Source organism: Pseudomonas sp. TH32 (assembly GCF_016650855.1).
In the GTDB taxonomy this organism is placed as follows: domain Bacteria; phylum Pseudomonadota; class Gammaproteobacteria; order Pseudomonadales; family Pseudomonadaceae; genus Aquipseudomonas.
In genome coordinates this window covers 5,373,121-5,385,219 of the sequence record NZ_JAEKFA010000002.1, presented here as the reverse complement: position 1 = coordinate 5,385,219, position 12,099 = coordinate 5,373,121, and the positions used below count along the sequence as shown (strand labels likewise).

General features: G+C 60.7%; 14 protein-coding genes. 8 read left to right on the top strand and 6 right to left on the bottom strand.

All coding sequences use genetic code 11. From position 1 onward, the window contains the following. The first annotated feature begins 68 nt into the window (after positions 1-68). The 4 genes from phoU (at position 69) to JFV30_RS28470 (ending at position 3,971) form a co-directional block, all read left to right on the top strand. Positions 69-830 carry a phosphate signaling complex protein PhoU gene (gene phoU / locus JFV30_RS28485; protein WP_010168319.1) on the top strand — a complete coding sequence of 254 codons (762 nt, stop codon included), beginning with the start codon at positions 69-71 and terminating at the stop codon, positions 828-830. Positions 831-997: 167 nt separating this feature from the next. Further along, positions 998-1,897 carry a response regulator gene (locus JFV30_RS28480; RefSeq protein WP_010168318.1) on the top strand — a complete coding sequence of 300 codons (900 nt, stop codon included), beginning with the start codon at positions 998-1,000 and terminating at the stop codon, positions 1,895-1,897. Between the two features lie 139 nt (positions 1,898-2,036). Then, positions 2,037-2,687: a M23 family metallopeptidase gene (locus JFV30_RS28475; protein WP_201125722.1), complete on the top strand. Its 651-nt coding sequence runs from the start codon at positions 2,037-2,039 to the stop codon at positions 2,685-2,687. 207 nt (positions 2,688-2,894) lie between these two features. Then, a complete protein-coding gene (locus JFV30_RS28470; protein WP_201125721.1) occupies positions 2,895-3,971 on the top strand; it encodes a hypothetical protein in 1,077 nt (358 codons plus the stop codon). An 81-nt stretch (positions 3,972-4,052) separates the two neighbouring features. Here JFV30_RS28470 and JFV30_RS28465 read toward each other — a convergent pair whose 3' ends face one another. The 3 genes from JFV30_RS28465 to phoB form a co-directional block, all read right to left on the bottom strand. Beyond that, positions 4,053-5,393 (bottom strand): hemolysin family protein, encoded by a 1,341-nt coding sequence (locus tag JFV30_RS28465; RefSeq protein WP_003213385.1) that lies wholly within the window; start codon positions 5,391-5,393, stop codon positions 4,053-4,055. A gap of 124 nt (positions 5,394-5,517) precedes the next feature. Then, entirely contained in the window at positions 5,518-6,840 is a 1,323-nt protein-coding gene (phoR, locus tag JFV30_RS28460; RefSeq protein ID WP_201125720.1) for a phosphate regulon sensor histidine kinase PhoR, read from the bottom strand. A gap of 43 nt (positions 6,841-6,883) precedes the next feature. Then, entirely contained in the window at positions 6,884-7,573 is a 690-nt protein-coding gene (phoB, locus tag JFV30_RS28455) for a phosphate regulon transcriptional regulator PhoB (protein ID WP_003176964.1), read from the bottom strand. Positions 7,574-7,725: 152 nt separating this feature from the next. On the opposite strand from phoB, the gene JFV30_RS28450 reads away from it, so the two are divergent. Then, a complete protein-coding gene (locus JFV30_RS28450) occupies positions 7,726-8,106 on the top strand; it encodes a COG4315 family predicted lipoprotein (protein ID WP_201125719.1) in 381 nt (126 codons plus the stop codon). Between the two features lie 38 nt (positions 8,107-8,144). Here JFV30_RS28450 and ubiA read toward each other — a convergent pair whose 3' ends face one another. Then, entirely contained in the window at positions 8,145-9,035 is an 891-nt protein-coding gene (ubiA, locus tag JFV30_RS28445; protein WP_201125718.1) for a 4-hydroxybenzoate octaprenyltransferase, read from the bottom strand. After that, positions 9,035-9,598: a chorismate lyase gene (locus tag JFV30_RS28440; protein ID WP_201125717.1), complete on the bottom strand. Its 564-nt coding sequence runs from the start codon at positions 9,596-9,598 to the stop codon at positions 9,035-9,037. The genes ubiA and JFV30_RS28440 overlap by 1 nt, the downstream gene beginning before the upstream one ends. A gap of 195 nt (positions 9,599-9,793) precedes the next feature. On the opposite strand from JFV30_RS28440, the gene JFV30_RS28435 reads away from it, so the two are divergent. The 3 genes from JFV30_RS28435 to JFV30_RS28425 all read left to right on the top strand — a co-directional run bounded on the left by JFV30_RS28435 (position 9,794) and on the right by JFV30_RS28425 (position 11,606). Then, positions 9,794-9,961, top strand: a complete 168-nt coding sequence (locus tag JFV30_RS28435; protein ID WP_003213373.1) for a rubredoxin — start codon at positions 9,794-9,796, stop codon at positions 9,959-9,961. A gap of 29 nt (positions 9,962-9,990) precedes the next feature. After that, the gene (locus tag JFV30_RS28430; protein WP_201125716.1) at positions 9,991-11,139 is read left to right on the top strand and encodes an NAD(P)/FAD-dependent oxidoreductase; all 1,149 of its coding nucleotides are present in this window, start codon (positions 9,991-9,993) and stop codon (positions 11,137-11,139) included. 191 nt (positions 11,140-11,330) lie between these two features. Next, the gene (locus JFV30_RS28425) at positions 11,331-11,606 is read left to right on the top strand and encodes an HU family DNA-binding protein (protein ID WP_003213368.1); all 276 of its coding nucleotides are present in this window, start codon (positions 11,331-11,333) and stop codon (positions 11,604-11,606) included. Between the two features lie 109 nt (positions 11,607-11,715). Here JFV30_RS28425 and JFV30_RS28420 read toward each other — a convergent pair whose 3' ends face one another. Continuing rightward, complete coding sequence (locus tag JFV30_RS28420) at positions 11,716-12,090, bottom strand: DUF4259 domain-containing protein (RefSeq protein ID WP_201125715.1); 375 nt, start codon at positions 12,088-12,090, stop codon at positions 11,716-11,718. Positions 12,091-12,099 lie beyond the last annotated feature (9 nt).

Genomic DNA, 12,099 nt, shown 5'->3' with positions numbered 1-12,099 from the left:
TGGCAGGTTGCACACTGAACTGATGCTGCGGTCGACCGCACCTTACCGGACGTTCCAAGGACGCCAACATGATTAGCAAAGAAGGCCTTACCCATCACATCTCCGCGCAGTTCAACGCCGAGCTTGAGGAAGTGCGCAGCCACCTCCTGGCCATGGGCGGGCTGGTGGAGAAGCAAGTCAACGATGCGGTCACCGCGCTGATCGAGGCCGACTCGGGCCTGGCCCAGCAAGTGCGCGAGATCGATGACCAGATCAACCAGATGGAACGCAACATCGACGAAGAATGCCTGCGCATCCTGGCCCGTCGTCAGCCGGCGGCGTCCGACCTGCGTTTGATCATCAGCATCTCCAAGTCCGTGATCGACCTGGAGCGCATCGGCGACGAAGCCACCAAGATCGCCCGCCGCGCCATCCAGTTGTGCGAAGAAGGCGAAGCGCCGCGCGGTTACGTCGAAGTGCGCCACATCGGCGACCAGGTGCGCAACATGGTCCGCGACGCCCTCGACGCGTTTGCCCGCTTTGACGCCGAACTGGCGTTGTCGGTGGCGCAGTACGACAAGATCATCGACCGCGAATACAAGACCGCCCTGCGCGAGCTGGCGACCTACATGATGGAAGACCCGCGCTCTATCTCGCGGGTGTTGAGCATCATCTGGGTCCTGCGTTCGCTGGAGCGCATCGGCGACCACGCGCGCAATATCTCGGAACTGGTGATCTACCTGGTTCGGGGTACCGACGTGCGGCACATGGGCCTCAAGCGCATGAAAGCCGAAGTTGAAGGCACGGCCGATCAAATCCCTAATGTTCCGGGCGTTCCTGACGATAAGTAAGATTGCCCGAGAAATAAACGCCCGGCCTTTGGTCGGGCGTTTTCGTTTGTGGCGTACGAATTTTGCGCGGCGGGGAAACGTAAAGTCCTGGCGTGACTGAAGAGTTTTGGCGAAATGCCATCAGCGAAGCGTTATGCTTGCCGGGGTTTTTATAGGATGAAGGGTCGATGAGCAAAGTCAGTGTGTTGGTGGTGGATGACGCCTCGTTTATTCGCGACCTGGTGAAGAAGTGCCTGCGCAACTACTTCCCCGGGATCAAGATCGAAGATGCGGTGAACGGCAAAAAAGCCCAGGCCATCCTGATGCGCGAAACCTTCGACATGGTGCTGTGTGACTGGGAAATGCCGGAAATGTCCGGCCTGGAGCTGCTGACCTGGTGCCGCGAGCAGCCTCATCTGAAAGCCATGCCGTTCGTCATGGTGACCAGCCGTGGTGACAAGGAAAACGTGGTGCAGGCGATCCAGGCCGGGGTTTCCGGCTACGTGAGCAAGCCCTTCACCAACGAGCAGCTGCTGAACAAGGTCAAGCAGGCGCTGAACAAGATTGGTCGCCTCGACGCGTTGATCGCCAGCGCGCCGACCAAGATGAACTCGGCGTTCGGCAACGACTCCCTCAGCGCCCTGACGGGCGGCAAGCCTGAAGCAGTAAAGCCGGCTCCGGTGGCCGCACCCAGCAAAGGCTTGCTCAACAGCCCGCCGGTGCAGGCCGCTCCGACCGCATCGCCCGCCAGCGGTCGTGGCCAGGGCCAGTTGCGCCTGTCCAGCGGCACCCAGCAATGCGTGATCAAGGCCTTGAGCATCAAGGAAGCGCTGCTGGTGGTGCGTCGCGGCGAAGTCCTGCCTCAGGTACTGGAAAGCGCCGTGCTCGACCTGGAGCAGGGTGAAAATGCCGAGGTGGCGCGCCTTAACGGCTACCTGCACGCCGTCGTGGCCTACGAGCCCAAGCCGGACAGTGATTGGCTGCAACTGACCTTCCGGTTTATCGACCAGGACGCGCAGAAGCTCGATTACATCTCGCGGCTGATCGCTCGCGGCACCGCGCAGAAGCATTTTGTGCCGGGCGCGTGACCTGGCAGTCAATTCAGGCCAACGCTTTACCTGTGGCGAGGGAGCTTGCTCCCTCGCCACAGGGCCAGTGGACGGTTCACATAGCACTGTCATGATCCCTTGTTAGCCTGCCATTCAGTCGTCCCTGGCAGGCAACCCCATGTTCGTGCGCTCACTGCTGTTCTGTGGATTGTTAATCACCGCCCCTTCGGCGATGTCCATGACCCTCTACAAATCCATCGACGCTGACGGCGCCGTGGTTTTCAGTGACCGGTACACGCCCGGGGCGCAGGCGTTTGTGTATCAGGAGCGGGTGATGCCCAAGCCTGTACATCCTGCGCAACCTGTTTCCTATCGATATCCCTTGCCCTGGCGCGGCGGGCCGTTCCGACTCACTCAAGGCCCGAACGGCACCTTCAGCCACTCCGAGCTCAAAAGCCGCTATGCGATGGATATTGCCATGCCTGAAGGCACGCCGATCATCGCGGCGCGCGCAGGCGTGGTGCTGAAAACCGAGAACGCCCAGGCCGGGCGCAGCGGCGACCCGTCGGGCAATTTCGTGCGGGTGCAGCACGATGACGGTACTCAAGGTGTGTACCTGCACCTCAAGCAAGGGTCGGTCAGCGTCAGGGAAGGGCAGCGCGTGGCGGTGGGCAGCCCGTTGGCGCTGTCGGGCAATACCGGCAACAGCAGCGGGCCGCATCTGCATTTTGTGGTGCAGCGCACGACGGCGTTGGGGCTGGTGTCGATTCCGTATGAATTCAACCAGCCGGTGCAGGCGTTGCCCAACTTTGCGTTGGGCACGCGGTAAGGCTTTTGTAGGAGCGAGCTTGCTCGCGAAAAACCTGAGGGCGCCGCTGGGCGCCAGGTTGCCGGCAGCGCCTTGGCCATAGCCCTATTGCCCCTCCCTACCACTCATCGTAACTGTTACTTTTCACAGGTTCCATGGTGGTCTCGTTTCGCCAGACTGTCGTTCAACAGTGCGTTACCGGGGCACTGAACGAGAGAGGGACTTCCAATGAATCAGTCGATTTCGATGCATGAGGCGAGAAAAGCTATTGATGATTTTCGCCCGAACCGCGACCCCTTGAAACAGCCTTGGGTCGAGGGTGGCGAGGATGGAGAGATTAGCTACGCCATGCTGGAGCAGGGGCTTACTGTTCTCTTTAGTTTTGTGGATGGCATGCATGTTGGCGACCGCTACAGCGTGACCTTCAACGGCTCTGATGGTGTTAGCGCAGGCGTTTCCGGGACAGTTGAACAGGAAGATGTCGATATCGTTTCATTTCTTGCTCCAGAGAAGGCATTGATGCTCCAGGGGCTGCAGGTGCAGTTGTACTACAGGTATCACGAATATCCGGCTGAAGAGCAGATATCACCCATTACCTTGCTCAATATCGAGGGTTCAATGTACTCGCCGATAGTGGACGAGGCCGTTCACGGTGTTATCCCGTCCCCTGTAGTCACGGTCGGTGCAACACTCAGGCTGCGTGCAGGGCTGGCGTTCACGCCAGGGGCTGTTGTATCGGTGTATTGGGTCGGCTCCAACAGCAGTGGATGTTTTGTACGTTATCTAATCGTTCAAGACCGAGAAGATTGGATCATTCCTGTAGAGCCCCGATTCCTTGAGCCGAACAGACACGGCACCGTTCACATTGTCTACACCGTTCATTCTGTGAATGGGTCGCGGACTTCATCTGCGATAGCGCTTTATGTGGCGGGTGACTTGCTGGCGCCGCAGCCTGTCCATATCGGAGGCGGAGGTTATTACACGCCACTGCACCTATTGCCCTTTGACGAAGAAGGGTTGATCCCGTTTCAGTTCCCTACCGAGGGAATGCAGGAGGGCGAGCTTGCGACATTGTTGTTGCTGGGGAGCGAGCTAGGCAGTGAGCGTATCTTGCGCCGTGAGGTGACGGCGTCGGAAATTGCCGATGGATACATGGCATTCGGTGTCCCGATCCGATTTCCGCAGATTGGTAGTCAGGCGGTACTCCTGGGTGTATTGGAACGGCGTTCAGGGGAAGTGGTGGGATCGCCTGCCGTTCAGTTGGGAATCAACCAGGATAAAACGCGCGCCGATGCGGTCGTCTAAAAAAGGTCCGTCAGCCCCGCATTTGAACTGTATTCGGATGCGGGGTTGACGCAGCGATTGATGCGGTTGGAAATTGGCGGGTCAGTCGAGCAACAGCACCTTGGCCAACACGATCTTCGGCCCTTTCATCTTCTTGATGATGATCCGCAAGCCTTCGACTTCCAGCACTTCTTCCTCTTCCGGCACCCGTTTCAGGGTGTCGTAGATCAGCCCTGCCAGGGTCTCGGCTTCGATGTGGTCCAGGTCGACGCCCAGCAGGCGCTCCACCTTGAACAGCGGCGTGTCACCACGCACCAGCAGCTTGCCCGGCTGATACGCAAGGATGCCGCGCTCGGCCTTGCGGTGTTCGTCCTGGATGTCGCCCACCAGCACTTCCAGCACGTCTTCCATGGTCAGGTAGCCGATGACCTTGCCGTCGGCTTCTTCCACCAGGGCAAAGTGCGCGCCGCCCTTGCGGAACTGCTCCAGCAGTTGTGACAGCGGCATGTGGCGCGATACGCGCTCCAGCGGGCGGGTCAGCTCGGCCAGGTTGAACGACTCGGGGATGTGGTCCAGGGCCGCCAGTTCCAGCAGCAGGTCCTTGATGTGCAGCAGGCCGACGAACTCGTTGCGCACCGCGTCGTACACCGGGTAGCGGCTGAACTTGTGGCGGCGGAACAGCGCCAGGATTTCCTTGAGCGGGGCGTTGAAGTCCAGGGTCACCAGGTCTTCCCGGGAGTTGGCCCAGTCCACCACTTCCAGCTCGCCCATTTCCACGGCGGAGGCCAGTACACGCATGCCCTGGTCGCTCGGGTCCTGGCCACGGCTGGAGTGCAGGATCAGTTTCAGTTCTTCACGGCTGTAATGGTGCTCGTGGTGCGGGCCAGGCTCGCCCTGGCCGGCGATGCGCAGGATCGCGTTGGCACTGGCGTTGAGCAGGTAGATCGCCGGGTACATGGCCCAGTAGAACAAGTACAGCGGCACGGCGGTCCACAGCGACAGCAGCTCGGGCTTGCGGATGGCCCAGGACTTGGGCGCCAGCTCACCGACCACGATGTGCAGGTACGAGATCACGAAGAAGGCGGCAAAGAACGACACGCCCTTGATCACTTCCGGCGACTGCACGCCGATCGCGCCCAGCAACGGTTCGAGGATGTGCGCAAAGGCCGGCTCACCGACCCAGCCCAGGCCCAGGGAGGCCAGGGTGATACCCAACTGGCAGGCCGACAGGTAGGCGTCGAGCTGGCTGTGTACGGTGCGCAGGATCTGACCGCGCCAGCCGTTTTTGTGGGCGATGGCCTCGACCCGGGTCGAGCGCAGTTTGACCATGGCAAATTCCGCCGCAACGAAGAAGCCGTTGAGCAGTACCAGGATCAGTGCAAAAAGAATCATGCCGAAGTCGGCGAAGAGTGTCGCGAGGGTGATGCCAGGGGAAGGGTCCATGATGGGGTTTTGCGGGTTCCGTCTAATCAAAAAGGGTGAGCAGGTGGGCCTGAAAGGCAGGCACAAGTCAGCCAATGTAGCGGCTGACGGGGCGCTTGCCTAGTGGCGGCTGCCGGGTGGAGGGTCACTCGTCCTGATGAGTAACCCGTGAACGCGTCATCTGGGCCGGCGGGAAATGACAGGTGAAGGTACTGCCATGGCCCAGCACGCTGCTGATTTCCAGCCGTGCGCGATGGCGCAGCAGCACATGTTTGACGATAGCCAGGCCGAGTCCCGTGCCGCCGGTGTTGGAGTTGCGGCTGGAGTCGACGCGGTAGAAGCGTTCGGTGAGGCGCGGCAAGTGCTTGGCGTCGATGCCCATCCCGGAGTCCTGCACGCTCAGGTGTGCGCCCTGGTCGTCGGCCCACCAGCGGATGCGGATATTGCCCTTGTCCTGGGTGTATTTGACGGCGTTGAACACCAGGTTGGAAAACGCGCTGCGTAGTTCGCCTTCACTGCCCTTGAGCAGGATCGAGGGGTCGGCTTCGAGGGTAATCTGTTGTTCCCGCTGCCCGGACAAGGCCTGGGCGTCGCTCTTGATGGTCTGCAACAGGCTTTGCACCGGTACAGGATGGTTGTCTGACGGGTAATCAGTGGCTTCCAGCTTGGCCAGCAACAGCAGGTCGTTGAGCAGGGTTTGCATGCGCCCGCCTTGCTGCTGCATCTGCTGCAGGGCGCGGGTCCAGCGCGGGTTCACATCTTCGACGTTGTCGAGCAGCGTCTCCAGGTAGCCGCAGATCACCGTCAGCGGGGTGCGCAGTTCATGGGAGACGTTGGCGACGAAATCCTTGCGCATCTGTTCCAGCTGATGGATACGCGTGACATCGCGCACCAGCATCAAATGTTCGTTATTGCCGTAGCGCGTCAGGTACAGCTGAATGCGTAAGCGGTCGTTGGTCGGTGACGGGATTTCCAGGGCTTCTTCGTAGTTGTCCTGCTCGAAGTATTCCTTGAAGCGCGGGTGGCGCACCAGGTTCGTCACCGGCTGGCCGCTGTCCTGGGGCGTCTTGAGGCCCAGCAGGGTCTCTGCGGCGCGGTTCCACCATTCCAGGTTGCCGTCGCTGTCGAGCATGATCACCGCGTCTTTCAGCGCGGCCGTAGACTCCTGCACCCGGTCGATCACTGCTTGCAGGCGCCCGCGCACGCGTTGGTCGCGGCGTTGCAGGTGGTAGATGCTGTCGAACACCTCGCCCCACAGGCCGTAGCCGTCGGGTGGCGCTTCGTCGGGTTTGTGCTGGCGCAGCCACTCGTGAAGGCGCAGCAATTGCTTGAGGGTCCAGCCCAGGTAAAGGCCCAGGCCGACGGCCAGGCTCCAGCCGTAATAGCCGCTGACCAGGCCCACCAGCAGGCAGCCGGTGATCAACAGGAGCATGTGGCGGATCAGGGTGCCATGCCAGTTTTGGTTCACTTAAACACGCGTCCTTTCAGCTGTCTGGGCAGTTCGGTGCGGCTCAGCCTTTGGTTGAAAACCGGTAGCCGGTGCCGCGCACGGTTTGTACCAGATTCTCGTAAGCGTCGCCCAAGGCTTTGCGCAGGCGGCGGATATGCACGTCGACGGTACGCTCTTCCACATACACGTTGCCGCCCCAGACCTGGTCCAGCAATTGGCCGCGGGTGTAGGCGCGTTCCTGGTGGGTCATGAAGAATTGCAGCAAGCGGTATTCGGTGGGGCCCATCTCGGCAGGTTTGCCGTCGATGGTCACGCGGTGGCTGATAGGGTCCAGCAGCAGGCCGCCGACTTCGATAGGCGCTTCGCCATCGGTAGGGCCGGCGCGGCGCAGCACGGCTTTCAGACGGGCGACCAGTTCCCGTGGGGAAAAGGGTTTGGTGATGTAGTCATCGGCACCGACTTCCAGGCCCTGGATCTTGTTGTCCTCTTCGCCTTTGGCGGTGAGCATGATGATCGGGATATCCCCGGTCAGCTCATCGCGCTTCAGGCGACGGGCCAGCTCGATGCCGGAGGTGCCGGGCAGCATCCAGTCCAGCAGGATCAGGTCCGGCTTGCGGTCGACGATAATGGCATGGGCCTGCTGGGAGTTCTCCGCCTCCAGGCAGTCATAGCCGGCCATTTCCAACGCAACGGCGATCATCTCGCGAATGGGCGCTTCGTCGTCAACGATCAGAATGCTCCTGCCAACCATGCTAAATCCTCTTGTCATTTAACTGTCTTGCGCCGCATTAGATAACGGAATTATTGCAGTCGTGTGACAGTAATTTAGTCGCTCGGGCAATCGGCGCCTCTCTGGACTACGCTTTGGGTCCGAATCCTGACAACCACAAAAGGAAGGTTCCCATGACTCACAGTACTTTTTCCTGGAAAGCCCTGCTGGTAACGGCTGCGTTGACGCTGCCGACACTGGCGTTTGCGGCGGAGCCCGGGATGGCGAAGGGCGGGATGCTGGTGGACCACAAGGGTATGACCCTTTACACCTTCGACAAAGACAAGGATGGCAAGTCCAACTGCAACGGAGACCCCTGCGAAACCAACTGGCCGCCCCTGAAGGCGGAATCCACGGATAAACCGGCCGGCAAATGGACGGTCATCACCCGTGAGGATCAGACCAGTCAGTGGGCGTATGAGGGCAAGCCGGTTTATACCTTTAAGAATGACAAAGCGGCAGGCGACAAGTCTGGAGACGGTAAAGGTGACGTCTGGCACGTCATCAAACCCTGATCACGGCTGTGGCGAGGGGGCGTGCCCCTCGCCCTTGATCACTTGAAGGCGTAGTCCGCCACAATCCCGACAAAAATCGCCAACCCGGCCCAGTGGTTGTGCAAAAACGCCTTGAAGCATTTGAGCCGGTCCTTGTCCCGTGTGTACCAGAACTCCCAGGCAAAACACCCGGCCGCCGCCACCAAGCCCAGGTGGAACCAGCCACCCAACTCAAAGCGCATCCCCGCCAGCCACAGGCAAGCCAGGGCCAGGCCCTGCAACGTCAGGATGATCACCCGGTCGGCCTCGCCAAACAGAATGGCGGTGGATTTGACCCCGATTTTCAGGTCGTCATCGCGATCGGTCATGGCGTAGTACGTGTCGTAACCCACCGTCCACAACAGGTTGGCGATGTACAGCAGCCAGGCAGCGGCGGGCAGGCTGCCCGTCTCGGCGGTGAACGCCATCGGCATGCCCCAGGAAAACGCCGCGCCCAATACCACCTGCGGGTAATAGGTGTAGCGCTTCATGAACGGGTAGCTGGCCGCCAGCGCGAGGCCGCCCAGGGACAGCCAGATCGTCATGGAGTTGGTCAGCAGCACCAGCAGGAAACTGATGAACATCAGCACCGCGAAGAACACCAGTGCCTCTTTCGAGCTGATCTTGCCGCTCACCAGAGGGCGCTGTTCGGTGCGTTTCACATGGCCGTCGACCTTGCGGTCGGCCCAGTCATTAATCACGCAACCGCCGGCCCGGGTGAGTACCACGCCAAGCACAAAGATCAGGATATTGAGCAGCGATGGCGAACCCTTGCCGGCAATCCACAGCGCCCACAGCGTGGGCCACAGCAGCAGATAAATGCCGATGGGCTTGTCCATGCGGGTCAACTGGATGAAGTCCCAGGCCCTTGGGTTCAAGTGATTCAGGGATTTGAGCAGGCGCTGATACATCAGCAGTTCTCCGGGTGGTCGTGCACGGCTTGCCACAAGGTCGGCAGGAAGATCTCGGCCACCAGCACGCTCAGCGGCCCGCGATCAAAACGCGAGCGGCGTGCCCACAGGTGATCGGCCTGGTCCGCCACGGGCAGCCATTTCCGTGGGTAGCGGCATACCTCGATGGCCTGGCGCGTGAAGGCGTGGTCACAAAACAACAACTCCCCCAGCGACCGGCTGCCCAACTCATCCATGTGCAAACCATCACCCTGCAACGCGCTGCGGGCCGCCACGCTGCGGGCAAACACCCAGGGCTGGCCGTGGCCGCGCAAATACACCTCGCGCACCCAGCCGATGCTGGCGGCGGGCAAGTCCAGGGTGGCGCATTCGTCGTCACGCAGTGGCTGCCAGCCTTCGAACAGCGGCGTCACGCTGAAGCCATCGCTGGACAGGCGCGTGAGGCGCCGGGTCAGCGAACCTTCATCGAACAGCCAGTCGAGTGTCAGCGGCGCGGGCAGTGGGCTCAGAAGGCTCTGGGTCAGCCATCGGCAAGCATCGGGAAGGGCGTTTGAATGCGGCACGGAGGGTCATTATTGGCAGTTAATGAGGCGGCGAGCTTACCATGGCGCCCTGGACTTTTGCCGGGGCGCGCCAGGCTCATGCGTCGATCATGCTTGCATCTGCGGCTGCTGATCAGTACAAAACGCCCTGAGCCGCACGGCAAGGTTGCATCTATCGACCGTGGGCCAACGCGCCTGGACCTGAGGAAACAAGCAATGAAGAAGTGGCAATGTGTCGTCTGTGGCCTGATCTACGACGAAAAAGACGGATGGCCGGATGATGGCATCGCTCCGGGCACGCTGTGGCAGGACGTCCCGGAAGACTGGCTGTGCCCGGACTGCGGCGTGGGCAAAATGGATTTCGAAATGATCGAAATCGGCTGAAACCAGAATTTAACTACAAGGAGAAAGGAATGAACGCACCTGTCGTGATCGTCGGCACGGGCTTGGCCGGTTACAACCTGGCTCGGGAGTTTCGCAAGCTCGATAGCGAAACCCCGCTGTTGCTGATCACCGCAGATGACGGGCGCTCCTACTCCAAACCCATGCTCTCCACCGGCTTTGGCAAGAACAAGGAAGCCGACGGCCTGAGCATGGCGGAACCGGGCGCCATGGCCGAGCAGTTGAAAGCCGAAGTGCGCACCCACACCCGCATCAGCGGCATTGACCCGGGCCATAAGCGCTTGTGGATCGGTGAGGAAGCGGTAGCCTACCGCGACCTGATCCTGGCCTGGGGCGCAGAAACCGTGCGGGTGCCGGTACAGGGTGACGCCGCTGACCTGATTTTCCCGATCAACGACCTCGAAGATTACGCGCGCTTCCGTGCGGCGGCGGCCGGTAAACGCCGGGTGCTGCTGCTGGGCGCCGGGCTGATCGGCTGCGAGTTCGCCAACGACCTGATCCTGGGCGGCTACGAGATCGACCTGGTGGCGCCGTGCGAGCAAGTCATGCCGACCCTGCTGCACCCGGCGGCGGCCGCAGCGGTGCAGGCCGGCCTGGAAGGCCTGGGAGCGCGTTTCCACCTGGGCCCGGTGCTCAATCGCCTGCAACGCAACGCTGACGGCCTGGAAGCCCATCTGTCTGACGGTGAAGTGATCCAGTGCGACCTGGTGGTGTCTGCCATCGGCCTGCGCCCGCGTGTCGACCTGGCCGCTGCGGCGGGCTTGCAGATCAACCGCGGGATCATGGTCGACCGTCACCTCAAGACCTCCCACGCCAACATCTACGCCCTGGGCGACTGTGCCGAGGTCGATGGCCTGAACCTGCTGTACGTGATGCCGCTGATGAGCTGCGCCCGCGCCCTGGCCCAGACCCTCGCGGGCAACGCGACCGCCGTCAGCTACGGCCCGATGCCCGTCACGGTAAAAACCCCGATCTGCCCGCTGGTCGTCTCGCCACCGCCACGAGGCACCGAAGGCGTCTGGAGCGTCGAAGGGCAGGGCGCCGACATCAAGGCCCTGTGCCGCGACGCCAGCGGGCGCCTGCTGGGCTACGCGCTGACAGGCACTGCCGTGATGGAAAAACTCGCCCTCAACAAAGAACTTCCACCGTTGCTGGCGTAAATAGCGGTCGTTCTGTCGGATTAAGCATCATTTTGACCGTAGAAAGGTCGCCGTGAGACTGGCGCAGGCCCCGATGGCATGCCATCCTCACTCCCGTCTGCCGCAGAGTAGAGCCTGCGGCGCCTTGGGCGCTGCTCCGATAGAGAGCAGCACGGACATAACAACAAAAAACCGTCAAAGAGGCTTCACTTATGCGTAAACCAGAACTCGCAGCCGCTATTGCAGAAAAAGCAGACCTGACCAAAGAACAGGCCAACCGCGTACTCAACGCCGTACTTGAAGAAATCACCGGCGCGCTGCATCGCAAGGACAGCGTCACCCTGGTGGGCTTCGGCACCTTCCTGCAGCGCCACCGCGGCGCCCGCACCGGCAAAAACCCGCAAACCGGCGAGCCGGTGAAAATCAAGGCGAGCAACACCGTTGCGTTCAAGCCAGGCAAGTCGCTTAAAGACAGTGTCAATCCGTAAGTCATGTAGAACGCGCTACGCACATGCGAGTGTGAGCGCGGGATGAAAAATGGGCACGCCGACTGGGTCGGGTGCCCATTTTTTGTTGGGGGCTGGTACGTATGCCAGATTAAGCCAGTTCGCCTAAACGCGTTTTTAGAGCGTCGATTTGCTCTTCCACTGCCTTGATGACATCAGCACTGCCTCCCCACATATCAAGAAACCCCCAGTCTTCATTGGGTGGGTCAATCATTTGGGTCAGTATTGAAATCGCGTGCTGGATCAGGGGCTTCAGTTCTGCCAAATGCTCCGCTGGCCATATATAGGGGTTGCCTAGGGTTTGTAATAGATAACAGGCAGCCCTAAAGGCGTCATAACGTTCTTCAGTGGGATCAAACTGGTTAATTTCGTTGATCAGGACTGCGAAATTCTGTTGTTTCCAAAATTCTTGAAACCAGTCGGTGGCTTCATCGTTTTCCCAAGGATTGTAATTCCAGGCGCCCATTTTTTACTC